This window comes from Streptomyces flavovariabilis (assembly GCF_000725785.1).
Lineage (GTDB): Bacteria > Actinomycetota > Actinomycetes > Streptomycetales > Streptomycetaceae > Streptomyces > Streptomyces hawaiiensis.
Genome location: NZ_JNXD01000007.1, coordinates 217966 through 241026 on the forward strand (window position 1 = coordinate 217966; position 23061 = coordinate 241026).

Annotated in this window: 21 protein-coding genes; 11 read left to right on the forward strand and 10 right to left on the reverse strand. The window is 71.8% G+C overall.

The genetic code is table 11. The features are described from left to right. The first annotated feature begins 33 nt into the window (after positions 1-33). A complete protein-coding gene (locus IO24_RS0115545) occupies positions 34-855 on the forward strand; it encodes an endonuclease/exonuclease/phosphatase family protein (protein WP_031136109.1) in 822 nt (273 codons plus the stop codon). Here the strand turns inward: IO24_RS0115545 and IO24_RS0115550 are convergent. Then, a complete protein-coding gene (locus IO24_RS0115550) occupies positions 852-2360 on the reverse strand; it encodes a CehA/McbA family metallohydrolase (RefSeq protein WP_031136111.1) in 1509 nt (502 codons plus the stop codon). The two genes, IO24_RS0115545 and IO24_RS0115550, sit on opposite strands and share 4 nt — an antisense overlap. A 228-nt stretch (positions 2361-2588) precedes the next feature. Here IO24_RS0115550 and IO24_RS0115555 point away from each other — a divergent pair, with 228 nt between their 5' ends. Both IO24_RS0115555 and IO24_RS0115560 read left to right on the forward strand, forming a co-directional pair. Continuing rightward, positions 2589-3437: an LLM class F420-dependent oxidoreductase gene (locus tag IO24_RS0115555; protein ID WP_031136112.1), complete on the forward strand. Its 849-nt coding sequence runs from the start codon at positions 2589-2591 to the stop codon at positions 3435-3437. A 269-nt stretch (positions 3438-3706) separates the two neighbouring features. Further along, positions 3707-6292: a bifunctional FO biosynthesis protein CofGH gene (locus IO24_RS0115560; protein ID WP_031136113.1), complete on the forward strand. Its 2586-nt coding sequence runs from the start codon at positions 3707-3709 to the stop codon at positions 6290-6292. 22 nt (positions 6293-6314) lie between these two features. Here the strand turns inward: IO24_RS0115560 and IO24_RS0115565 are convergent, their stop codons facing one another. Together IO24_RS0115565 and IO24_RS0115570 are read right to left on the reverse strand one after the other, a co-directional pair. Then, positions 6315-7724, reverse strand: a complete 1410-nt coding sequence (locus IO24_RS0115565; protein WP_031136115.1) for a hypothetical protein — start codon at positions 7722-7724, stop codon at positions 6315-6317. A gap of 18 nt (positions 7725-7742) precedes the next feature. Then, positions 7743-8213 carry a GtrA family protein gene (locus tag IO24_RS0115570; RefSeq protein ID WP_031136117.1) on the reverse strand — a complete coding sequence of 157 codons (471 nt, stop codon included), beginning with the start codon at positions 8211-8213 and terminating at the stop codon, positions 7743-7745. Positions 8214-8321: 108 nt separating this feature from the next. Between IO24_RS0115570 and IO24_RS0115575 the strand changes: the two genes are divergently transcribed. Both IO24_RS0115575 and IO24_RS0115580 read left to right on the forward strand, forming a co-directional pair. Continuing rightward, on the forward strand, positions 8322-9320 hold the full coding sequence (locus IO24_RS0115575) for a glycosyltransferase family 2 protein (RefSeq protein ID WP_031136119.1): 999 nt from the start codon (positions 8322-8324) through the stop codon (positions 9318-9320). Positions 9321-9445: 125 nt separating this feature from the next. Further along, entirely contained in the window at positions 9446-10000 is a 555-nt protein-coding gene (locus IO24_RS0115580; protein WP_078899282.1) for a hypothetical protein, read from the forward strand. Here the strand turns inward: IO24_RS0115580 and IO24_RS0115585 are convergent. Next, positions 9993-10502, reverse strand: a complete 510-nt coding sequence (locus IO24_RS0115585; RefSeq protein ID WP_031136123.1) for a DUF2165 domain-containing protein — start codon at positions 10500-10502, stop codon at positions 9993-9995. The two genes, IO24_RS0115580 and IO24_RS0115585, sit on opposite strands and share 8 nt — an antisense overlap. 101 nt (positions 10503-10603) lie before the next feature. Here IO24_RS0115585 and IO24_RS0115590 point away from each other — a divergent pair, with 101 nt between their 5' ends. Further along, entirely contained in the window at positions 10604-13084 is a 2481-nt protein-coding gene (locus IO24_RS0115590) for a tetratricopeptide repeat protein (protein WP_045296185.1), read from the forward strand. On the opposite strand, the gene IO24_RS0115595 is transcribed toward IO24_RS0115590, so the two are convergent. Together IO24_RS0115595 and IO24_RS0115600 are read right to left on the reverse strand one after the other, a co-directional pair. Continuing rightward, positions 13068-13259 (reverse strand): DUF397 domain-containing protein, encoded by a 192-nt coding sequence (locus IO24_RS0115595; protein WP_031136126.1) that lies wholly within the window; start codon positions 13257-13259, stop codon positions 13068-13070. The genes IO24_RS0115590 and IO24_RS0115595 overlap by 17 nt on opposite strands. Further along, complete coding sequence (locus IO24_RS0115600) at positions 13256-14068, reverse strand: helix-turn-helix domain-containing protein (protein ID WP_031136128.1); 813 nt, start codon at positions 14066-14068, stop codon at positions 13256-13258. Before IO24_RS0115600 ends, IO24_RS0115595 begins: the two co-directional genes overlap by 4 nt. Before the next feature lie 113 nt (positions 14069-14181). Between IO24_RS0115600 and IO24_RS0115605 the strand changes: the two genes are divergently transcribed. From IO24_RS0115605 to IO24_RS0115615, 3 genes are read left to right on the forward strand one after another with little or no spacing between them, the layout of a single operon-like run. Further along, on the forward strand, positions 14182-14631 hold the full coding sequence (locus IO24_RS0115605) for an ATP-binding protein (RefSeq protein ID WP_031136130.1): 450 nt from the start codon (positions 14182-14184) through the stop codon (positions 14629-14631). A gap of 10 nt (positions 14632-14641) precedes the next feature. After that, a complete protein-coding gene (locus tag IO24_RS0115610; RefSeq protein WP_031136132.1) occupies positions 14642-14881 on the forward strand; it encodes a hypothetical protein in 240 nt (79 codons plus the stop codon). 11 nt (positions 14882-14892) lie between these two features. Beyond that, positions 14893-15798: an amidohydrolase family protein gene (locus tag IO24_RS0115615; RefSeq protein WP_031136134.1), complete on the forward strand. Its 906-nt coding sequence runs from the start codon at positions 14893-14895 to the stop codon at positions 15796-15798. Here the strand turns inward: IO24_RS0115615 and IO24_RS0115620 are convergent. Then, positions 15788-16219 (reverse strand): glutaredoxin domain-containing protein, encoded by a 432-nt coding sequence (locus tag IO24_RS0115620; RefSeq protein ID WP_031136135.1) that lies wholly within the window; start codon positions 16217-16219, stop codon positions 15788-15790. The two genes, IO24_RS0115615 and IO24_RS0115620, sit on opposite strands and share 11 nt — an antisense overlap. Positions 16220-16255: 36 nt before the next feature. Beyond that, a complete protein-coding gene (locus tag IO24_RS0115625) occupies positions 16256-17095 on the reverse strand; it encodes a hypothetical protein (RefSeq protein ID WP_031136137.1) in 840 nt (279 codons plus the stop codon). Between the two features lie 85 nt (positions 17096-17180). Between IO24_RS0115625 and IO24_RS0115630 the strand changes: the two genes are divergently transcribed. Together IO24_RS0115630 and IO24_RS0115635 are read left to right on the forward strand one after the other, a co-directional pair. Then, positions 17181-17966 carry an SDR family oxidoreductase gene (locus IO24_RS0115630; protein WP_031136139.1) on the forward strand — a complete coding sequence of 262 codons (786 nt, stop codon included), beginning with the start codon at positions 17181-17183 and terminating at the stop codon, positions 17964-17966. 173 nt (positions 17967-18139) lie between these two features. Next, positions 18140-19708, forward strand: a complete 1569-nt coding sequence (locus IO24_RS0115635) for a sodium:solute symporter family protein (RefSeq protein ID WP_031136141.1) — start codon at positions 18140-18142, stop codon at positions 19706-19708. 185 nt (positions 19709-19893) lie between these two features. On the opposite strand, the gene IO24_RS0115640 is transcribed toward IO24_RS0115635, so the two are convergent. Next, positions 19894-21009, reverse strand: a complete 1116-nt coding sequence (locus IO24_RS0115640; protein ID WP_031136142.1) for an ADP-ribosylglycohydrolase family protein — start codon at positions 21007-21009, stop codon at positions 19894-19896. Between the two features lie 101 nt (positions 21010-21110). Then, on the reverse strand, positions 21111-23012 hold the full coding sequence (locus IO24_RS0115645; RefSeq protein ID WP_031136144.1) for an MFS transporter: 1902 nt from the start codon (positions 23010-23012) through the stop codon (positions 21111-21113). Positions 23013-23061: the final 49 nt, after the last annotated feature.

The following is a 23061-nucleotide window of genomic DNA, read 5'->3' on the forward strand; positions in this document are numbered from 1 at the left end:
TGACGCGGCAACGAGGAGAGCGGGTGGCTGCGGATGCGGATCGTGACCTGGAACCTGTGGTGGCGCTTCGGCCCGTGGCAGACGCGGCAGAAGGCGATCCTCACGGCCCTGCGGGAGCTGCGGCCCGACGTCGTCGGACTGCAGGAGGTGTGGGCGGCCGACGGCGAGAACCTCGCCGAGTGGCTGGCCGGTGAGCTGGGCCTGCACTGCGCCTGGGGCGCCTCGCCCGCCCCGGAGCGCTGGCAGCGGCGGATCGGGGACCCCACGGTCGGCATAGGCAACGCCGTGCTCAGCAGATGGCCGGTCGTCGACCAGAACGTGCTGCCGCTGCCCGCCCCCGCCGACACGGACGACGGCCGCCTGGCCCTCTACGCCCGCCTGGCCGCCCCCGCTCACGAAGTGCCCTTCTTCACCGCGCACTTCAGCTCTGCCCTGCACGCCTCGGAAGTCCGCCGCCGGCAGGCCGCCGCGCTCGCCGGATTCGTCGCCCGGCACGCCGGCGACACCCCGTTCCCGCCCGTCGTCACCGGCGACCTCAACGCCTGGCCCGACTCCGACGAGATCCGCCTCCTCGGCGGCTACAAGACGGCCCCGGCCGTGCCCGGCCAGGTCCTCGTCGATGCCTGGGAGTACGCGGACCCGGCCGCGCCCTCCGCCACCTGGGACCCGGCCAACCCGCACGTGACGCCCGCCCGCAGGCCCGGCGTGCGCATCGACTACATCCACGTCGGCCCGCCCGGCCCCGGCGGACTCGGCCGCGTACGGGACGTACGGCGGGCCTGCGACGGCCCGGTCGACGGGGTGTGGCCCTCCGACCACGCGGCGGTCGTCGCCGACCTGGCGGACACGGCCTAGCGGCGCCCCAGGAAGACCGGGTTGGTGAACGCCGCCAGCGGCCCGGGGAGCGGCCCCGCCGCCGCCTCGTGGCGCAGTTCGGCCCGTACGTACGCCGCGTACGACGGTGTCGTCCGCCACTCCACCGTGCCGGAGCCGGAGACCGGCAGCGGGGCGCTGGTGTGGACGACGCCCTGGTCGGTGACGAGGCGGACCGTGCAGCGCGGGGCGCCGGTGACCTCCAGGCGGACGGTGACCGGGGTGTCGCGGTCCACGGTGAGCCGTTCGCCGATGCCCGCGTGCTCGCCGCGTCCGCCGGACGCCCGGAAGGACAGGGCGACCCTCGCGGACTCGGCGATGTAGGAACGCCCCGCCCGGATGCCCTCCTGGACGGCCTCCCGGGTCAGGTCGTCGGCGAGGACGACCGTCTGGGGGCTGCCCACCGCGTCCGGGGAGCGGTGGGCGTCGCTGCTGCCCATCGCCGGGATCCAGTCGCGCCCGTCCCGTACGGAAGCCACCAGCATGCTGTCCCAGTCGGCCAGGGCGACCTCGTCGTCGGGCGTGTAGGGGCCGTTCCACACCTCGATCGCGTCCGCCTCGCCGAAGCCGAACTTCCAGTTGCAGCCGATACAGGTGGCGTGCGGATGGGCCGGGACGACCAGGCCGCCGGCGCGGCGGATCTGGCGGGCGAACCGGCCGAAACGGTTGTCGCGGGCCCGGTAGCGCCAGTCGACGAAGGTGCCCGGGTCGGTGCCGAGCGCGACGACGTGCCCGTTGCGGGTGGTGACCTCCTCGCCCAGCATGACGAGCAGGTCCTCCCCGGCCACGTCGGCCCAGTGGGCGTGCGCCGCATGCGTGTTGTGCTCGGAGGAGTTGATGAAGTCCAGGCCGGCCGCCCGGGCCAGTTCCCCGATCTCGGCGGGGGTGCGGCGGCCGTCGGAGTGCCAGGAGTGCAGATGGCAGTCGCCCCGGTACCAGGCCCGCCCCCGGCCCTTCGCGCGCTCCGGCGGATACACCGGCCGGGCGGCCTCGCCCGGCCCGCCGTACGTCAGCGTGATGGTGATCTCGTACGACAGGCCCTGCGGGGCGACCGTGTACGGGCCGAGCGCGATGTGCCAGGTGCCCTCGCCCACCGGGCCGGGCAGGTAGCCGGGCGTCGCGTCGTCGGCGCGGACGAAGAACTCGGTGCGCGCCCCGCCCGACCAGCCGCGAAAGCCCCGGCCGCCGAGCTCGGTGCCGCGGTCGTCGAAGACGCCGATGTCGAGGGCGTTGCCCAGGGTGCCGGCCGGGACGGACGGCCGGTCGTAGGTGTAGGCGACCCTGAGCTCCCGGACACCGGCCGGGACCTCCACGGGCACGTACACGAAATCCGGCGAGCCGGGCGGCAGCGTGCCCCGCACGGTTCTGCTCTCCCGGTTTCCGCCGGCCGCTGAAGCGAAGCTCACGCTTCCCAAAGTAAGCGCGGCGGCCGCTCCCGTCGCGAACAGAGCGCGCCGGCCGAGCCCGCCGTGGCTGTCCTCGCACATGCTGCTGCTCCCCAGGTGTCGTCGGTGACATGGCATGGGTGGTGCGGGGGTGGTGCGTGCAACCCTTGTACTGAGCCGTGAACCGCCGTGCAAGGGAAGGGAATTGGACGGCGGTCAGCAGGAGAACAGGCAGCGGGTCCAGGTCACCGACCGGCGCAGTCCGTCGATCATCCGTAAGCCCGACCGGTCGGTATGGACAGTCCGGTCGCCCGCGGGTAGAGATGGGTCATGCGCATCGCCGTGACGATCTTCCTCACCGACGAGACGATCACCCCGACCCGGCTCGCCCGGGGGCTGGAGGACCGCGGTTTCGCCGGGCTGTACCTGCCCGAGCACACCCACATCCCCGTCGAGCGGACCACCCCGTACCCGGCCGGGGGCGACCTGCCGCCCGAGTACGGCCGCACCCTCGACCCGTTCGTGGCCCTCGGCCAGGCCGCCGCCGTCACCGAGCGGCTCGGGCTCGGCACGGGCATCACGCTCGTCGCCCAGCACGACCCGATCGACCTGGCCAAGCAGGTCGCGACCCTCGACCACCTCTCCGGCGGCCGGTTCACCCTCGGGCTCGGCTTCGGCTGGAACGTCGAGGAGGCCGACGACCACGGCGTGCGGTGGAGCACCCGGCGCGAGCTGGTCCGGGACCGGATGGCGCTGATGCGGGCCCTGTGGTCGCAGGAGCCGGTCGCCCACGAGGGCGAGTTCGGCAGCGTCCGGGCCAGCCACGCGTATCCGAAGCCCGTGCAGAAACCGCGCGGCCCGGTCGTCGGCCCGCGCACGCTCGTTGGCGGGGCCGCCGGGCCCAAGCTGTTCGCCCACATCAGCGAGTACGCCGACGGCTGGCTGCCGATCGGCGGCCGCGGCCTCGGCGAGGCGCTGCCCGTCCTGCGCACCGCCTGGGCCGACGCCGGCCGCGACCCGTCCGCCCTCCAGGTCGTCCCGTACGCCGTCCACCCGACTCCGGGCAAGCTCGCCCACTACGCCGACCTCGGCATCGAGGAGGTCGTGGTGCAGTTGCCTCCGGCGGGGGAGGCGGAGGTACTGAGGCTGCTGGACCGGTACGCGGCGTTTGTGGGGTAGTCGGCGTCTCGTCCGCCGGGCGGGGTGTGTGGCCGACTGCGGGTCCGTCGTGGCCGGTCGCGCAGTTCCCCGCGCCCCCGGAGGGAGGGCCTGCGGCCCCCTTCAGGGAAAGCACGGGGCGCAGCCCCGGCTTTCAGGGGCGCGGGGAACTGCGCGAGAAACCACCCACCACCCGCACCCGCCGACGACCCCGTACCCCCGAGCCGAAACGCGCCCCGCGACCTCGGCGCCGCTGTCTCGGCTGATCAACGCACTCGTATGCTCGAAGGATGACGACTCCCGCGACCCCAGGAACCGGCCCCACCGACAACTCCATGCGTCGCGCCCTGAAACGGGCCAGGGACGGCGTCTCGCTCGATGTCGCCGAGGCTGCGGTGCTGCTCCAGGCGCGGGGTGAGCAGCTGGAGGACCTGTCGGCCTCGGCCGCCCGGGTGCGGGACGCGGGCCTGGCGGCGGCCGGGCGGCCCGGCGTCATCACGTACTCGAAGAGCGTCTTCATCCCGCTGACCCGGCTGTGCCGGGACAAGTGCCACTACTGCACGTTCGTCACCGTCCCGGGCAGGCTGCGCCGCGACGGACACGGGATGTTCATGTCCCCCGACGAGGTCCTGGACATCGCCCGCAAGGGCGCCGCCCTCGGCTGCAAGGAAGCCCTCATCACCCTCGGCGACAAGCCGGAGGACCGCTGGCCGGAGGCGCGCGAGTGGCTCGACGCGCACGGTTACGACGACACCCTCGCCTACGTCCGCGCCATCTCCATCCGCATCCTGGAGGAGACGGGCCTGCTGCCCCATCTGAACCCGGGCGTCATGAGCTGGACGGACTTCCAGCGGCTCAAGCCCGTGGCGCCCAGCATGGGCATGATGCTGGAGACGACCGCGAGGCGCCTCTGGTCGGAGCCGGGCGGCCCGCACCACGGCTCTCCCGACAAGGAGCCGGCGGTCCGCCTGCGGGTCCTGGAGGACGCCGGGCGGTCCTCCGTGCCCTTCACCTCCGGCGTCCTCATAGGCATCGGCGAGACCTACGAGGAGCGCGCCGAGTCGCTGTTCGCGCTGCGGAAGGTCTCCCGCGCCTACCACGGCATCCAGGAACTGATCATCCAGAACTTCCGCGCCAAGCCGGACACCGCGATGCGCGGCATGCCCGACGCGGAACTCGACGAACTGGTCGCCACGGTGGCCGTCGCCCGCCTGCTCATGGGCCCCTCCGGCTGTATCCAGGCCCCGCCCAACCTCGTCGACGACGAGTACGAGCGGCTGATCGGCGCCGGTATCGACGACTGGGGCGGGGTCTCCCCGCTCACCATCGACCACGTCAACCCCGAGCGCCCCTGGCCGCAGATCGAGCAGCTCGCCGAGAAGTCCCGCGCCGCCGGTTTCGAACTGCGGGAACGCCTCTGCGTGTACCCGGAGTTCGTGCGGCGCGGCGAGCCCTGGCTGGATCCGCGGCTGCGCCCGCACGTGGCCGCGCTGGCCGACCCGGAGACCGGCCTCGCGCGCCCCGAAGCCCTGCCGGAGGGCCTGCCGTGGCAGGAGCCGGAGGAGGTCTTCGTGGCGTCCGGCCGCACCGACCTGCACTCCTCGATCGACTCCCAGGGCCGTACGTCGGACCGCCGGGACGACTTCGACGAGGTGTACGGCGACTGGGGTGCCCTGCGCGAGGCCGCCGCCCCGGGAATGGCACCGGAGCGCATCGACACCGATGTGCGGCAGGCCCTGCGCACCGCGGCCGACGACCCCACGAAGCTCACCGACGACGAGGCGCTGGCGCTGCTGCACGCGGACGGGCCGGCCCTGGACGCCCTCGCCCGGGTCGCCGACGACGTACGGAAATCGGCCGTGGGCGACGACGTCACCTACATCGTCACCCGCAACATCAACTTCACCAACGTCTGCTACACGGGCTGCCGTTTCTGCGCCTTCGCCCAGCGCCGCACGGACGCCGACGCCTACACCCTGTCCCTCGACCAGGTCGCCGACCGGGCCCAGCAGGCCTGGGACGTCGGCGCGGTGGAGGTCTGCATGCAGGGCGGCATCCACCCGGACCTGCCCGGTACGGCGTACTTCGACATCGCGCGGGCGGTGAAGGAACGCGTCCCCGGCATGCACGTGCACGCCTTCTCGCCGATGGAGGTCGTCAACGGCGCGACCCGCACCGGCATGTCCGTCCGCGAGTGGCTGACCGCCGCCAAGGAGGCCGGCCTGGACACCATCCCGGGCACGGCCGCCGAGATCCTCGACGACGAGGTCCGCTGGATCCTCACCAAGGGCAAGCTGCCCGCGGCGGACTGGATCGACGTCGTGACGACGGCCCACGAGCTGGGCATCCGCTCGTCCTCGACGATGATGTACGGCCATGTCGACCAGCCCCGGCACTGGCTCGGGCATCTGCGCACCCTCGCGGGCATCCAGCAGCGCACGGGCGGCTTCACCGAGTTCGTGACGCTGCCGTTCGTGCACACCAACGCGCCGGTGTACCTGGCGGGCATCGCCCGGCCGGGCCCGACCATGCGGGACAACCGCGCGGTCACGGCGATGGCCCGGCTGCTGCTGCACCCGTACATCCCCAACATCCAGACCAGCTGGGTGAAGCTGGGCACGGAGGGCGCGGCCGAGATGCTCCGCTCGGGCGCGAACGACCTGGGCGGGACGCTCATGGAGGAGACCATCTCCCGCATGGCGGGCTCGTCGTACGGGTCGTACAAGTCGGTCAAGGACCTGATCGCGGTGGCGGACGCCGCGGGCCGTCCGGCCAGGGCCCGCAACACCCTGTACGGGGAGGTCCCGGGGGAGCGGCAGCGGGCGGCGGCGGTCTCGGACGGGCATCTGCCCCAGCTGCTGCCGGTGCTGGACTGACCGACTGACGGCCAAGGACCCCTTACTGGCCCCCGGCGTCCGCCGGCTGCTGCGCCCGCACGGCGCGGCCGGCCGTGGCGCCGGGGCCGGCCGGCGGGGGAGTGGCCGTGCCCCGGCCCAGCCGGAGCAGCAGCAGACCGAGGGAGCAGGCGATCGCCGGCCAGTAGATGTAGCGGTAGTTCGTCGCGGGCATGATCGGCAGATAGCCGAGGATGTAGGCCGCCGAACTGATGCCCAGCGCCCGGACCGGCATCGCGAAGAAGCCCTTGCCGGGCCGGACGGCGAGCACGAGGGCGACCGCGAGCCAGAACCAGCCGCGGAACAGCCAGGGCAGGTCCCCGACCGTGCCCTCGACGTACGTGCCGAGCATGTCCTCCAGGCGGGGGTGCGCCACCTCGACGCCCAGGTCGTTGCGGGTCATCCCGGCCTTGTACGGGTAGTCGGTCTCGAACAGCAGGGTCGTGAAGAGCAGCAGGCGGTACTGGAGATAGTGCGGCACATGCCCGCCCATCTCCCGCAGCCACAGGGACGTGATCTCATCCGAGTCGCCGCGCAGCCCGTCCGCCGGGCGCTGGTAGCAGGCCCAGTAGGCGTCCGAGAGGGCGCCGACGCGCTCGCACTCCCGCGCGGAGGCCACGAGCCGGTCCCGCAGGGCGGGTGACACGTCCGCCGACCGAAGCTCGTCCACGCTCAGCACATGGACGAGGTCGTCGAGCATGATCTGCGCGCCCTGCTTGGTCTGCAGCGGCGCGGCGAACAGGGAGATGGCGGCGGCGGGCACGACGAGCCCGGCCACGAGGGCCGCCGTGCACGTCACCCACGTACGGCGTCCGGGAGTGCCCCACAGGGCGAGGACCAGCATGACGAAGACGGGGATCGCGGCGGCGAAGGCGTTCTTGCGCACCAGCATGGCGTAGGCGAGGAACAGCACGCCGAGCCAGAGCAGGCCCCAGCGCACGGCGGGGCGGGGGGCGCCGTCCCGCAGCAGCAGGCCGGTGAACGCGACCGCGCAGGCGGCGAGCAGCGCGAACGCCGCGTGGACGTCCTTCCACACCACCCCGACGAACGTCAGCACGAACGGAGTCAGGCCGAGGCCGAGCACGGCGAGGGAACCGCCCCGGCTCGCGGTCAGCCTCCACACGCACCGGGCCAGTACCCACAGCGCCGCCCAGAAGACGAGGCACTGGAGGACCAGCATGGACGCGATCGAGCCGGTCACCGCGATGAGTGCCCGCCACACCAGGCTCAGCACGGGCGGATGCCAGTCGGTCAGGGGCTTGTTCCCCTCGGCCTGGCGGAGCTGGTCGAGGCTGTCGGGACTCAGGTAGCCGGGGGTGAAGACGAGGATCGTGGCCAGGCAGCACACGGCGGCGACGGCGGCCAGTACCCAGCCCCAGCGCACCGCACGCGGCATCCATCCCATTTGTCCCATGTGCCGGATGCTAACGGTTCAGGGTGTGACGAAGACGTAGCGCCGGTACGCGTAGAAGCGGAACAGGGTGGCCAGCGTCCAGCCGAGGATGCGCGCGGTGTTGTCGCTGAGCGCCGAGTCCAGCCCGAGCAGCTGCCGGGAGGCGAAGACCGTGCCTGCGGTGATGGCGAGCCCGACCCCGTTCGCGACGAGGAACAGCACCAGCTCGCGCGTCACCTTCTCGCGGTGCTGGTCGCGGTAGGTCCAGTAGCGGTTGCCGGCCCAGCTGAAGAGCGCGGCCGCGGCCGTGGCGATGACGGACGCCTGCACGGGGGCGGTCCGCATCACCCCGCCCTCCGTGCCGCCGGGCAGGCCGAAGACGAGCAGGTTGTAGCCGCCGTTGTCGACGACGAAGGCCAGGGCCCCGACGGCGCCGAACTTGGCGGCCTCGCGCCAGATGCCCTTGATGGCGTCACGCGCACGCAGCGTCACAGAGTCGAGGACCGGCACACGGTGAGCGTAACGACCCGGCGTGCCCCCTCCGGTCAGGCGCGCTCATATCGCACTATGTCCGACTGTATGAGGTGCTGACTGTGTGAGGAACCGGTCGAGTGAGGAGTGGTCGTGGAACCGACGATCGCGTGTGTCGTGCCGTGTCACAACGAGGAGGCGGCCGTCGGCAAGGTGGTCCGCGACCTGTGCGCCGCCCTCCCCGAAGCCGTCGTCTACGTGTACGACAACGCCTCCACCGACCGCACCGTGGAGGTCGCCCGGGCGGCGGGCGCGATCGTCCGGGAGGAGCCCCGCAAGGGCAAGGGCAACGTCATCCGCCGCGCCTTCGCCGACGTCGACGCCGACGCGCTGCTCATCATCGACGGCGACGACACCTACGACGCCTCCCGCGCCCGCGACCTGGTGGACCTGCTCTTCGAGGGGCCGTACGACCAGGTCGTCGGGGCCCGCCGGGTGACCGTCGACGGGGCCTACCGGGCCGGGCACGCGGTCGGCAACAAGCTGCTCACCGGAGCGGTGCGGTCCCTGTTCGGCAACGACGTGACCGACATGCTCAGCGGTTACCGGGTCTTCTCGCGGCGCTTCGTGAAGTCCTTCCCGGCGCTGGCCAGGGAGTTCGAGACCGAGACCGAGATGACGATCCACGCGCTGCACCTGCGGCTCCCCACCGCGGAGGTGGTCGTGGACTACCGGGTCCGGCCCGCCGGCGGCGAGAGCAAGCTGCGCACCTACCGGGACGGCTGGCGCATCCTGCGGGTCATCCTCGACCTGGCGCGGCGCGAGCGCCCCTCGCTGGTCCACACCGTCCTCGCGGGCGTGCTCGCCCTGGTCTCGGTCGTCCTCGGCGTCCCCGTCATCGCCGACTTCGTCGAGACGGGCACCGTGCCCCGCGTCCCCACGGCGATCCTCGCCGCAGCGATCATGACCATCGCGGCGCTCGTGCTGCTCGTCGGCTACATCCTGGAGTCGCTCATGCACATGCGCCAGGAGCAGACCCGGCTGGTGCACCTCTCCTACCCGGCCCCCGTGCGCACCCCGCGCTACACGGCCCGGGGCGCCGGCACGGGCCCGGTCCCGGTCCGCAAGACCGCCGACGGTCCCTGAGGGATCCGAGGGGCCTTGAGCGATCCGAGGGGCCCCTGAGGGCGCGGGGGGAGCGGCGGGCGCGCAGTACGATGATCGGAACCCCGTTGCGGTGCGGGGTCCCGTGACTGAGGAGATGCGTGCCGGTGCCTGCCCGACTTCCTTCGTGGGCCTGGGTGACCGGGCTGACCGTGGGAGCGATAGCCGCGGTGACGGTCCTGGGCGTGCAGGCCGACCGGGGCTCGCACCCCACCGCCGCGTCGGCCAAGCCGAGCAGCACGGCCTCGGCGCAGCCCACGCCCACCGCGTCGGTCCCGGCGCGGGTGCCCGACGGCTCCGGCACCGGCCGGCGCGTCGTGTACTCCCTCGGCGAGAAACGGGTGTGGCTGGTCGACGCGAGCGAAGCGACCCGCCGTACGTTCACCGTCTGGCCGGGCTCGGTCAGCCCCGACCCGGGCACCTACACGGTGTCGTCACGCAACGCGGCCACGACCGGCTCGGACGGCGTCCAGATCGAGCACATCGTGTACTTCGCCGCGAAGTCCGGCGTCTCCGTCGCCTTCTCCAACGCGGTCGACGGTGCCTCGCCGCCGCCCGCCGCCTCCGGCACCAAGACGGGCGGAGTCAGGATGGGGAAGGCGGACGGCTCGGCACTGTGGGCGTTCGGCACGGTCGGCACGACCGTGACCGTGGTCAGGTAGCGGAGGTCTCGGTCCGCGGCGCCGACAGCTGGTTGACGATCAGCACGACCCCGCTGAACAGGAAGATGCGGGTCGCGGCGTCCAGCCCGTTCCAGCTCTTCGACTGCCACATCGAGAACCACTCGCCGCCGATCGCGATGAACCCGGCCCCGAACAGCAGCATCACCATCAGCAGCCCGTACGTGGACATCCGCCGGGCGCGCAGGTCGTCGCGTCTGGCCCACAGCCAGCTCCCGTATATGAGGACCAGCGCGGCGACGGTCTCCCAGACGATGATCCCGACGTAGGCGGCGTCCTGGAGCCCCTGGCTCGTGATGGCCCGCCACATCAGGTCCTCGTCCTTGAACGTGGTGTCCATGGCCAGCACATGCCGGACGAACTGCTGGTTGGTCCCGAAGTCGGTGATGTTCCCGAAGGCGACGAGCGCCATGTAGAGGGCGATGGTCGCGGTGAGCAACGTGGCGGCGAGCGACAGCGCGCCGCGTGATGTGGAGGTGGCCATGCCGATCATTCTCCCCAAGCCCGGCCGTCCGGTGTACCCCGCGGCCGTTGAGTGAGAATGGCGACGCAGGCCGACCGGGCGCGATGAGGGGAGACGTACGGATGGCGCAGGCGAGACTGTCCTTGCAGGAGCTGATACGGCAGCGCAGCCGGGCCGGTTTCGTCGGCCGCTCCGCCGAACGCGCCGCCTTCCGCGCCAACTTCGGCACCGCCCCGGAGGACGAACGCCACCGTTTCCGCTTCCACGTGCACGGCAACGCGGGCATCGGAAAAACCTTCCTGCTGCGGGAGTTGGAGCACATCGCCCGCGAACGGGGCGCACTGACGGCGTACGTCGACGACAGCGTGGGCAGCGTGCCGGAGGCGATGGCGGAGATCAGCCGCCAGTTCGCCGCCCAGGGCAGGCGGTTGAAGGAGCTGGACCGTCTGCTCGCCGCGCACCGCGAACGCCGGCACGAGGCGGAACTGGCCGCGCTGGCGGTCCTGGATGCGCAGCCGGAGGAGGCCGGACCGTCCGCGGGCGGGAGGATGGCGGCGCGGGCCGGGGTGGTCGCCGCCGGGATGGTGCCGGTGGTCGGTCCGCTGGCGGTCATGCTGGACGCGGAGCAACTCGCTCACGGCGCCGAACGGTTGCGCGCGAGCCTCATCGCCCGCTTCCGCAACCACGAGGACCTCCAGCTGGTCCTCGCTCCCGAGCAGGTGCTCACACCGGTACTCCTGCGCGAACTGTCGGACACGACCGCGCCGTGGATCGCCCTCTTCCTGGACACGTACGAGCGGACCGGCCCGTACCTGGACCCCTGGCTGCACGAGACGATGACGACGGACCGCCACGGCGCCGTGCCCGCCACGACGGTGGTGGTCACGGCGGGCCGGACCCCCCTGGCCCCGGTCCGCTGGGGCGGGTTGGCGGACTTCGTGACGGACCTCCCGCTCGCCCCCTTCACGGAGACGGAGACACGCGGCCTGCTGGCCGCCAAGGGCGTGACCGCCGAACCGGTCGTCGAAGAGGTGCTGCGCCTCACCGGCGGGCTCCCCGTCCTGGTCTCCACCCTCGCCGAGTCCCGCCCCACCGACCCGGACGACGTGGGCGACCCGAGCGGGACGGCCGTGGAGCGCTTCCTCAAGTGGGAGGAAAGCCCGGCCCGACGGGCCGCCGCCCTGTCCTGCGCGCTGCCCAGGTGGCTGGACGGGGATGTGTTCCGGGCGGTGGCGGAGTGCCCGGAGGAGGATCCGGAGCACGTGTGGGCGTGGCTGCGGGGGATGCCGTTCGTCACCGACCGCGACGGGGAACGCCTGCGTTACCACGACGTCGTACGGACACCGATGCTGCGCGCGGAGCGCCGCCGGTCCCCGCGGGGGTGGACGCAACGGCAGCGCGGGCTGGCGGAGTTGTTCGGAGGCTGGCGGGAGGAGACGGGGGCAGGCCGCGGCACCGGGGAACTGTGGGCGGACGAGGCGTGGCGGGAACTGCGGCTGGAGGAGACGTATCACCTGTTGTGTGCGGGGGAACGGGACGCGCTCCCCCAGGCGTTGCGGGACTTCGTCCAGGCGTGCGACGCGGGCGTGGCCGTGGCCGGGCGGTGGGCCCGAGCGCTGGTGGACGCCGGAGGGGACGCGGACGCGGAGGCGACGTCCCGGTGGGGGACCGAGCTGACGGCGGCCCTCGACACGGAGGGAATCACCGCCGCCCTCGGACTGCTGCTGCGCCGCGCGGGACTCGACGCGCCGACTCAGGCCAGGGCCCGGATCGTCCGGGGCGACGAGCTGCGCGGCGACGGCGCGTACGCGCAGGCCCTCACCGAGTACGACCGGGCCATCGACCTGGACCCGGAGTCGGCCGTCGCCTACCGGAACCGGTCCGGTATCCGGGGAGAACTGGGCGACCACGACGGGGCGATCGCCGACCTGGACCGAGCCGTCGCCCTGGAACCGGGCAACGCCTGGTACGTCGCCTTGCGCGGCGAACACCACCGGATCGCCGGACGTAACGCCGAGGCGATCCGGGACCTGACCGAAGCCATCCGCCTCGACCCCGCCCTCGAGTTCGCCTGGGCCTCCCGGGGCGCCACGCACGGGCGCGCCGGAGACCCGGACGCAGCCCTCGCCGACCTGGGACGGGCGCTGGACCTCAACCCGGACTACGCATGGGCCTTCGCCCGCCGCGCCCGCGTGTGGCGCGCGCTGGGCGACTCCCACCGCCAACTGGCCGACCTCGACCGGGCCCTCACCCTCAGTCCGGACTGGCCCTGGGCCCGCTGCGAACGAGGCGACGCGCTGCGGGTCGCGGGCCGCGACGAGGAGGCGGTCGCCGACCTGGACATCGCGCTGGCCCTGGACCCCGCGTACACGTCGGCGTACGCGAGCCGGGGGGAGTCCCTGGCCCGACTGGGCCGCCACGCGGAGGCCCTGGCCGACCTGAACAAAGCGGTGGAGATGCGGCCGGGTTACGTCTGGGCGCTGTGCCGCCGGGCCGTTCTCCATGCGGTCATGGGGCGTCCGGAGGAGGCCCGGGCAGATGTGGAGCGCGTGCGGGAACTGGACGCCGGGGCGGTGCCGGCGCTGGTCAGCGAGCTGCCGTGAACTCCAGGAACTCGGACCAGGCTTCGCCGGTGAACGCCAGCCGGGGGCCCCTCTTGTTCTTGGAGTCGCGGATGTGGATGGCAGGGGCGTGATCGGCGGATATGGCGACTTCGACGCAATCGGGCCCGTCGTTGCTGCTGTAGCTGCTCTTGAACCAGGCGAGTTCAGTGGTCACGTCTCGTCTCCCAGAACTTTCTCAATGAAGGCCAGGGACTCTCGGGGTGAGAGGGCCTGCGCTCGGATCATTCCATAGCGCATGTCGAGGATCTGGGCGTCCCGGGGCTCGCTGATCACGCGGCTGTGCAGCTGGGCTTCGAAGTGCCCCAGCGTCTTGCCGTCCTGGAATTTCAGGAGCCGAAACGGACCTGCCATGCCCGCGTGGTCCTCCCGGTCGGTCGGCATGACCTGGATCGATACGTGCCGCAACTTGGCGACTTCCAGCAGGTGTTCGAGCTGGTGGTGCAGCACCATTTTGCCCCCGACCGGTCTCCGAAGCGTCGACTCTTCCTGGACAAAGGTGATGAGGGGGCACGGTACGCGGTCGAAGACGGACTTCCGCGCCATGCGCGCGGCGACATGACGCTCGATCTCGTCCTCCGTGTAGGCAGGACTCTGCATGGCGTACAACGCCCGGGCGTACTCCGGTGTCTGGAGCATCCCGTTGATCTGGTGCGTGTCGTAAGCCCCGAGTTCTAGGGCCTCGTCCTCCAGTTTGGCGAGGTCCCGCACTTTCTTCGGATACCGAGCCCTCTCCACGTCCTCCTTCATCGCGGCGATTTTGCCGCCCGCGCCGAGTACCTCATCCGCCTTGTCGAGAAAGTCCGGCTTGGGGATGCGCCGCGCCCGCTCGACGGACGACACCATTTCCTCGCCGTAGCCGATGGCCGAGCCCAACTCCGCCTGTTTCAGACCCGCGGCCTCGCGCCACATCTTGATCTGCCGTCCGACCGTCCTGAGCACGGCCGCCGCTTCCTCGTCCTCCACGCCTTCCCCTCCTGACGTACGAGCCGTACGACCCCGTGACGCGTCCGGACAGTCACGCTCCGTACCGAGGTCGTTGCTGTTCAGAGTAGGGACGGGCGACCACGCTGGGTGACATGAGTCGGAAATCCCTCGCTGAAATCGGCACCCCCGTACGCCACTTCACGATCCAGCTGTCCGCCACTCGAAGAGGCGCTCGACTGGCTCGCCTGCTCGCCGAACGCCAGCTCGACGAGTGGGGCGAGACGTACGACGCCGCCGCACAGGTGGTGGCCGAGCTGGCCTCGAACGCGGTGCTGCACGGTCGCGTCCAGGGCAGGGACTTCCGGCTGGCCCTGAAGCTGCACGCCGACCGCACGCTCCGCATCGAGGTCACCGACGCCCGGGGCGACCGGATCCCACAGCTCCCGGGGCCGGTCGTGTACGACACGGAGAGCGGGAGAGGGCTGCGGATCGTCTCGGCGTACGCGCATCGGTGGGGTGTGATGGAGGCCCCGGCTCACGGCAAGACCGTGTGGGCCGAAGTGAGCCTGCAACAGGAGGACTTGCCCGGGCCGGTTGTCTAGGCTGAACCGGGTGTACGGACAGGTCAAGCGGCTGGAGCAGGGAAACCCCCGGCACGGCGAGACCCTGCGGTCGGCTGTCGAGGCGCAGCACGGCGTCTGGCCGCTGATCGCCGTCATGCGCGAGGCGATGCGCCGGGACTTGGGCGTGACGGAGGGTTCCGCAGCCGATCACGCGGCGGAGATGCCCTCCTACTACGGTGACTCCACCGCCCTGCTCCGCGACTTCGAGGAGCCGGATCGCACCCCGTGACGGAGATCGGCATGAGCGAGCAGCGTATGGCAACCGCCCGGCCCGAGGAGGCCGCTGAGGTCCGCCGGTTCTGGGACCGGCTCGGTCTTCCGGGGCTGATCGACGTCCACACCCACTTCATGCCCGAGCGGGTCCTGCACAAGGTCTGGGACTACTTCGACACCAACGGGCCGCTGATCGGCGGGCTTCAGTGGCCGATCACGTACCGGAAGGAGGAGGCCGAGAGAGCGGCCCTGCTGCGGGACTTCGGCGTCCGGGCCTTCACCTCGATGCTCTATCCCCACAAGCCCGGCATGGCGAGGTGGCTGAACGGATGGGCGGCCGACTTCGCCCGCCGCACCCCCGACTGCCTGCACACCGCCACCCTCTACCCGGAGCCGGACGTCGAGACGTACGTCCGCGAGGCCGTCGAAGCGGGGGCGCGGGTGTTCAAGGCCCATGTGCAGGTGGGCGCTTACGACCCGGCCGACGAGCGTCTCGACCCGGCGTGGGGTGTGCTGGCCGAGTCCGGGACACCCGTGGTGATCCACTGCGGCTCCGGGCCCGCGCCGGGCAAGCACACCGGCCCCGAGCCCGTCGCGCGGGTGCTGGCGCGGCACCCGGGGCTGCGGCTGATCGTCGCGCACATGGGCATGCCCGAGTACGAGGAGTTCCTCGACCTCGCCGAGCGGTACCACGAGGTGCGGCTGGACACGACGATGGCGTTCACCGACTTCACCGAGGGCTTCATGCCGTTCCCGCGCCGGGCCCTGCCCCGGTTCGACGCGCTCGGCGACCGCATCCTGCTCGGCTCCGACTTTCCCAACATCCCCTACCCGTACCTGCACCAGCTCCACGCCCTGGAACGTCTGGGCCTCGGCGAGGAGTGGCTCCGGGCCGTGTGTCACGACAACGCGGCCGGTCTGTTCACCCGGTGAGCTGCTCGCGCACCCACGCCGGGTCGGGATTGGTGTGCGGCCGGCCCGCCACGACGACGGTCGGCACGGTCTCGTCGCCCTGGTTGGCCGCCCGCACCACAGCGGCTCCGGCCGGGTCACGCCAGATGTCGACCCAGTGCAACCGGCGGGCCTCACGGCCCAGGCGGATGCGCAGCCGCAGGCAGTACGTGCAGCCCGGCCGCCAGTAGACGACCGGCCGGCCGTCGGCCGCGCTGCGCCGCTCCGCCTCCAGCGCGCCGACGGGCCGGGGGAAGACCAGCGGCGAGTGCACGCCCGCGAGGAGGAGGAACACCAGGAGCAGGACCACGGCCGCGCCGGTGCTCCCGCCGAGGATCAGCCCCGCCGCACCGGCCGAGCCGCAGAGCACCAGCAGGATCGGCAGGTTCCAGGCGCGCTTCATGAGAGCGAAGGGTAACCGCCGTGCGGTGTGCCGGGCTCAGCGCAGCCGGTCCACATACGTGTCCGTGCCCGGCACCGTCGGAATGAAGGGGGCCACCAGCTCCACCCTGCCCAGGCCCGACTCCGTCACCACCGCGTCGAGGTCCGTGAAGTGGGGGTCCCAGCACTCCCTCGGGTCCGACTGGAGGAACCACAGGAGCGTCAGGCGGGTGTCGACGCCCTCGACCTGCTTGACGTAGGTCATGCGGTCGCCGGGGAGCGGGGTCGGGCGGAAGAGCGTCACCAGCGCGGCCGGGGAACCCGCGAGGCGCCTGGGGAGGTGGCGGGTGCGCAGCCACTCCAGGAGCGGGGCGCGCTGCTCGGGGGTGTCCGACTCGACGACCTGGAGGACCAGGCCCGCGTAGGGGTGGTCGAGGGCGTGGACGTCACGGGGGCCGGCCGCTCCGTCGCGGTACACCGTCGCCTCGTGGTTCTGGAACGCCGTGAGGACGTGCGTGCGGTCGTGGTAGACGCGGGCGTCCCGGTTGAGGCGCTTGTTGATGGCGACCGTCCAGCGCATGTGGTCGTCGTAGCGGCCCGCGGTGATCCAGTACGTGGAGAGGTAGCAGCCGGCGGTGACCGGCTGGGCGATCGCCGACTTCTCGGGGTAGCGCAGGAGTTGGAGGTCCCGCGTCGCCACCCAGCGGCGGCCGGCGTACATCCATGGCATGGCCATCGCGCCGGCGTAGTAGTGGTCGTCCTCGTACCAGCGGTTGTACGCGTACTCGTGGCCGGGATGCGGCTCGACCATGGTGATGAGGGCGTGCCCGGGGTGGGTGCCGTAGGGGCCGACGGCGGCCAGTTCGGCGTACAGGTCGCTGCGGGTGTCCTCGCTCATGCCCTTCCCCTTCGTCGGAGGCAGGCTCATACTCTGACGCTCCGTCAGATAGAACGCCAGGGTCCGGGCCCGGGGAGGTCTCGCCATGTCACTGCTCGCGGGGAAGACGGTCGTCGTGTCGGGGGTCGGGGCCGGGCTCGGGCGGCAGGTCGCGGCGGCCGTCGTGCGGGACGGCGGGTGTGCCGTGCTCGGCGCCCGGACGGAGGCGAGCCTGGTGAAGACGGCCGCCGACATCGACCCCGGTGGGACGTGCACCGCGTACCGGGCCACGGACATCTGCGACGAGGCGCAGTGCGAGGCGCTGGCGGAGGTGGCGCGGGAGCGGTTCGGTGGGATCGACGCCGTCGTGCACGTGGCCGCGCTCGACAGCTGCTTCGGCGGGCTGGAGGACGCCGACTTCGACTCCTGGCGGTCCGTCCTCGATGTGAACCTGCTGGGCACGCTGCGGATGACCCGGGCCTGTCTGCCCTCGCTCAAACGGGCGGGCGGATCCGTCGTGTTCGTCGGGACGCAGTCGGCGGTGGCCGCCCCGTCGCAGGTGCGGCAGGCGGCGTACGCGGCGTCGAAGGGTGCGCTGACGAGTGCGATGTACTCGCTCGCGCGGGAGCTCGGGCCGTACCGGATCAGGGTCAACACCGTGCTGCCCGGCTGGATGTGGGGGCCGCCGGTGCGGGCGTACGTGCAGTACGCGGCGGAGTCGGAAGGTGTGTCGGAGGCGGCGGTGCTGGGCAGGCTGACGGACCGGATGGCGCTGCCGGAGCTGGCGACGGACGGAGATGTCGCGGACGCGGCGGTGTTCCTCGCGTCGGACCGGGCCCGGGCGATCACGGGGCAGTCGCTGCTGGTGAACGCGGGTGAGCTGATGCGGTGAGGGCGAATTCCGGCCACGCCCGCAGCCCATGTATCGGTTCACGTACATAAACTGAGGTCATCTCGCCGAACTATTTTACGGTCTCTTGACCTTCCCCTTGCTTGCCGTGCGCACGTCACCGAACCCAGAGTTCACATGCCTGACCCTGGCGGCAGCACCGTGGAAGGGGATTCATGAACGGTCTCGACTGGGCCGTGCTCATCGGCTACTTCGCCGTGATGGTCGCGATCGGCGTCTGGTCGCACAAACGCGTCGACAACGTCAGCGACTTCTTCACCGCCGGCGGCAAGATGCCGTGGTGGCTCTCCGGCATCTCGCACCACATGTCGGGCTACAGCGCGGTGATGTTCACCGGGTACGCGGGCATCGCCTACACCTACGGCGTCACGTCCTTCGTCACCTGGTCCTTCCCCATCGCCCTCGGCATCGCCATCGGGTCGAAGCTGTTCGCTCCGCGCATCAACCGGTTGCGCTCCCGGCTCCACGTGGCCTCCCCGCTGGAGTACCTGAAGAACCGCTACGACCTGAAGACGCAGCAGGCGCTGGCCTGGTCCGGAATGCTGCTGAAGATCGTGGACGTGGGCGCGAAGTGGGCGGCCATCGCCACACTGCTGTCCGTGTTCACGGGCATCAGCCTCAACCAGGGCATCCTCATCACCGGCGGCATCACGGCGATCTACTGCACGATCGGCGGCCTCTGGGCGGACGCGCTGACCGAACTCGGCCAGTTCATCATCCAGTTGCTGGCCGGCATCGCGATGTTCGTCGCGGTGTTCGTACGCCTCGACGACCACGGCGGCTTCTTCGGCGTCTGGGACTCGCCCGAGCTCCAGGGCCACGAGAAACCGCTGGTCGGCCCGTACGGCACGGTGTTCCTGCTCGCGTTCCTGTTCATCAAGCTCTTCGAGTACAACGGCGGCATGCTCAACCAGGCCCAGCGCTACATGGCCACGCCCAACGCCAAGGAGGCCGAACGGTCGGCCCGGCTGTCGGCGATCCTCTGGCTGGTCTGGCCGCTGGTCCTCTTCTTCCCCATGTGGATGTCCCCGCTGCTGGTCGAGTCACAGAAGCCCGACGGCTCCGACTCCTACGCGCTGATGACCGAACAGCTCCTGCCACACGGCCTGTTGGGGCTGGTCATCGTCGGCTTCTTCTCACACACCATGGCCATGTGCTCCTCCGACGCCAACGCCATCGCGGCCGTGTTCACCCGGGACTGCGCGCCGGTGATCTGGGCGCGGGCCCGGGCGTGGAACCAGAGCCAGGGCCTGCGGGTCGCCCGCATCGCGACGGTCGTCTTCCTCGGCCTGTCCATGGCGGCGGCGACGCAGGTCAACTCGCCCGCGTTCAAGGACATCATCACGGTGGTCATCAAGTGGGTGGCCGGTCTGATGGGCCCGATGGCGATCCCGATGATGCTGGGCCTGCTGCGCGCGTTCCGCCGCTCCGGCCCCACGGCGGCCCTGGCCAGCTGGTCGATGGGCCTGCTCGCCTTCTGGCTGGTGAACTACCCGATCAACTGGAACGTCGAGGGCGGTGTGCCGCTCCAGTTCCAGGTGTCGATCCCGCTGGCGGTCTCCCTGGTCCTCTACATCCTCATCGGCTACATCAGGCCGGAGGACACCCCCGAGCGGCTGGCGATCATCGAGCGGATCAACACGGACGGGGACGGCGCGGCATCGGCCACGATCCCGGTACCGGCCGGCCCCACGGACGAGGTGGTACGAACCGCCAGGGAGTGAACCCAACCCCCACGGCCGGGCCGCCCCTGCCGCGTATCCGCCGCCCGGCCCACCGAAGACCCACCGGGCGGCGGATCTCGCCGAGGGGCTGCCGGATGTCTCGCCAAGGCGTGCCGGGTGACGGACCCCGTCGCAGGGCTGCCACCCGGCGTTCCGCATGGACACCGGCCCCTGCGGTCGACCGGTCAGGCTCTCGGGTAGCGGGTGAGCCAGCCGGGGGAGGAGCCGGCCGGGCCGTGCAGGGCGGGGCCCTGAGTCATCTCCATGGCGAAGTCGTCGGCGAGCTCCAGAATGGTGGGGCGGCCCTCCAGCTCGGCCAGCCAGGCCGGGGGCAGGGCGGTCTCCCCGTGCAGGGCACCGAGCAGGCCGCCGGTCAGCGCGCCCGTGGCGGCGGACGGTCCGTCGTGGTTCACGGCCAGGCACAGCCCGTGCCGGACGTCGGCCGCGACCAGCGCGCAGTACACGGCGGCGGCCACGAGCCCCTCCGCCGTACCCGCCCCGCTCAGCTCGGCCACCCGCTCCGGCCCGGGCATGCCCTGCCGCACCGCACCCAGCGCATGCTGCAACGCGTCCGACACCGGCTGGTGCCCCGGCCGGGCGGCCAGCAGCCCGAAAGCCCGCTGCACCGCACCGTCGAGGCTCTCGCCCAGCGCCAGCGCATGCACGATCACGGCGTACGCACCCGCCGCGAGCGAGGCCGTGGGATGCCCGTGGGTCTGCGCCGCGCACTCGACGGCGAGCTGGGCGACCAGCTGCGGCTCCCAGCCCACGAGCAGCCCGAAGGGGGCCGACCGGGCGGCGGCCTCGGGCCCGGCCTCACCGGGATTCTTGGGCGCCTCCGGAGTCCCCATGGTCTCGTCGCCGAACCCCAGCAGCAGCGCGCGGCTGGGGTCCCGCCGCGCGTACAGCCACTCCTCCCGCGCCAGCCACCCGTCTTCCTTGCGCCGCTCGTCGGGCCCCCAGTCGCGCTGCGTGGCGGCCCAGCGCAGATACGCCCGGTGCAGATCGGTCGGCGGATGCCAGGCACCGGTGTCCCGCCTGACCTGGGCCCGGATCAGCCCGTCGACGGAGAACAGGGTGAGCTGCGTGAGGTGCGTGACGGCGCCGCGTCTGCCGTAGGCGGGAGCCAGGTCCACCAGGCCCTCCGCCCCGTGCGCCTCCCGGATCCCCCCGATGGTCAGCCGGTCGACCGGCGTCCCGAGCGCGTCTCCCACGGCCACGCCGAGCAGGGTCCCGCGCACCCGGCTGCGGAAGTCCTGCTGCTCTGTACGGCCCCAGACGGCACCGGCAGTCGCACCCACCTAGACCTCCCCGGGGCACCGTCCACACGTACGACAGCTCAGCACTGTAATCGAACGCGAACGGTCGCTTCAGAGGAGCCGCGACGGACCGGGAGACCGGCTCAGCGCAGCTCCTCCGGGCACGGCGTCCCCCGGGGGAACTGGTACGGCGCCGCCAGACGGTACGTGCCCGCCTTGGGGGCCAGCAGTTCGGTCCACTTGTCGCCCTGCGCGTCCTCCTCCGTCTCCGCGAGGCAGCCGTTGACGTTCACGTACGTCTTCGGCTCGCCCTCGGGACGGTTCCTGGACTCCTCCGTCTCCTGCGGCGGCTTCAGGCTCTTGCCCTCCGCGTCGACGATGCTCAGCCACGGCGAGTACGGGATGCGGACCAGGATCCGGCCCGCCTTCCTCACCTGGAGGACCATCTCGCCCTGCTCGGCCCGGTCGACCACCGCGTTCGGCTCGGCCAGCGAGGTCGGGGCGCTCACCCTGAACAGCTGCCAGGTGTCGTTGCCCCAGATCTGCGTCAGATACGGCAGCCCGCGCCGCACCAGCGCCCGCTCCCGCTGACCCCCGTCGCCGTCCGGCTCGCCCTTCGGCAGCACGACGTAGTGCACCGCCCAGCGCTTCAGCCACTCGTGGTAGTTCGCCGAGTTGAGGGTGTCGTCGTAGAAGAGGGGGTTGCGCTCCATGTCGGCCTGGCGGTTCCAGCCGCGGGCCAGATTGACGTACGGGGCGAGCGCGGAGGCCTCGCGGTGGGAACGGGCGGGGACGACCTCGACCCGGCCCTTCTCGGCGCCGACCTGCTGCAACTCGTTGACGAGCGGTGCCAGCTCACGCGACCAGGACGCCGCCGGAGCCGTGTGCACGATGTCGTCGACCGACTTGAAGCCGATCCACACGCCGAAACCGCAGAGCGCCACGACGATCACGTACCACTTGCGGGTGTGCGGCACCGCGAACGGCAGCGCGGCGACCAGCACCACCCCGGCGAACAGCATCGCCAGCCGTGTGATGTTCGAACCGATCTGGGAGCTGATCAGCCACACCAGCACGACCCCCAGGCCGTACACCGCGGCCGTGAGCCGGACCGTCTTCCACTCCCGCGGCACCAGCAGGCAGGCGAGGACCGAGAACGCGAGCGGCAGCAGCACCGAGCCGATCATCATCGGCTGCGTGCCCGAGAACGGGAACAGCCACGCCGACAGCGCCACCACCGCGGTCGGCGCCAGACCCAGCGCCCACGCGCCCGGCCGCCGCTTCTGCAGGAACAGCGCCACCGCCACCAGGCCCACGAACAGGCCCGCGACCGGCGACGCCATGGTGGCCAGCGCGGCCAGCGGCGCCGCGCTCAGGGCCTTCGCCCAGCGCTTGTACCGCCACCGGTACGGCCAGCAGAACACGACGGCGACCGCGCCGAGCGCGAACATCATGCCCAGCCCGAACGTCACCCGCCCGGACACCGCGTTGCAGAACAGCCCGAACACGCCCGCCAGCGACGCCCACAGCGGGTTGAGGACGGAGCGGCTGCGCAGGAGGAGCAGGGTCAGCAGACCGGCCGAGACCGTCCCCGCGATCATCATCGTCGTCCGCACGCCGAGCACCGACATCAGATACGGCGACACCACGCTGTACGACACGGGGTGCATCCCGCCGTACCAGGCGAGGTTGTACGCCGAGTCCGGGTGCCGGCCGACGAACTCGGCCCACGCGTCCTGCGCGGCCAGATCGCCGCCACTGTTCGCGAACGTGAAGAACCAGAGGATGTGCAGCGCCGCGGCGAGGCCCGTGATGGACAGGATTGGGTGCCGCAGCATGCGCTCACGCAGCGCCAGTACGGGGGCGGGCCACTCGAACCGCGGCCCGCCGTCACCGCCGGGTGCGCCGGTGCCCTCCGTCGTGCCGTCCGCCGCCGTGCCGTCTTTCGGCGCACTGTCTTCCGGTGGTTCGGGCAGGCGTATTCGCGGGCCCGATACCGAGCCCGGTTCGGCGTCGTCTGCGCGTGTCGGCTCCGCAGTGGCCACTCGAAGGCACTCCCCGTGTCCCGTCTTCTGTTCTCGGCTTCCGCCGCCG

Bases quoted from the DNA above. Each gene is read 5' to 3' on its own strand.
- IO24_RS0115585 (WP_031136123.1), bottom strand. From the start codon at position 10,502: ATGGCCACCTCCACATCACGCGGCGCGCTGTCGCTCGCCGCCACGTTG.
- IO24_RS0115555 (WP_031136112.1), top strand. From the start codon at position 2,589: ATGCGCATCGCCGTGACGATCTTCCTCACCGACGAGACGATCACCCCG.
- IO24_RS0115565 (WP_031136115.1), bottom strand. From the start codon at position 7,724: ATGGGACAAATGGGATGGATGCCGCGTGCGGTGCGCTGGGGCTGGGTA.
- IO24_RS0115560 (WP_031136113.1), top strand. From the start codon at position 3,707: ATGACGACTCCCGCGACCCCAGGAACCGGCCCCACCGACAACTCCATG.
- IO24_RS0115625 (WP_031136137.1), bottom strand. From the start codon at position 17,095: ATGAGCGAGGACACCCGCAGCGACCTGTACGCCGAACTGGCCGCCGTC.
- IO24_RS0115545 (WP_031136109.1), top strand. From the start codon at position 34: ATGCGGATCGTGACCTGGAACCTGTGGTGGCGCTTCGGCCCGTGGCAG.
- IO24_RS0115620 (WP_031136135.1), bottom strand. From the start codon at position 16,219: ATGAAGCGCGCCTGGAACCTGCCGATCCTGCTGGTGCTCTGCGGCTCG.
- IO24_RS0115590 (WP_045296185.1), top strand. From the start codon at position 10,604: ATGGCGCAGGCGAGACTGTCCTTGCAGGAGCTGATACGGCAGCGCAGC.
- IO24_RS0115635 (WP_031136141.1), top strand. From the start codon at position 18,140: ATGAACGGTCTCGACTGGGCCGTGCTCATCGGCTACTTCGCCGTGATG.
- IO24_RS0115550 (WP_031136111.1), bottom strand. From the start codon at position 2,360: ATGTGCGAGGACAGCCACGGCGGGCTCGGCCGGCGCGCTCTGTTCGCG.
- IO24_RS0115605 (WP_031136130.1), top strand. From the start codon at position 14,182: ATGAGTCGGAAATCCCTCGCTGAAATCGGCACCCCCGTACGCCACTTC.
- IO24_RS0115630 (WP_031136139.1), top strand. From the start codon at position 17,181: ATGTCACTGCTCGCGGGGAAGACGGTCGTCGTGTCGGGGGTCGGGGCC.
- IO24_RS0115615 (WP_031136134.1), top strand. From the start codon at position 14,893: ATGAGCGAGCAGCGTATGGCAACCGCCCGGCCCGAGGAGGCCGCTGAG.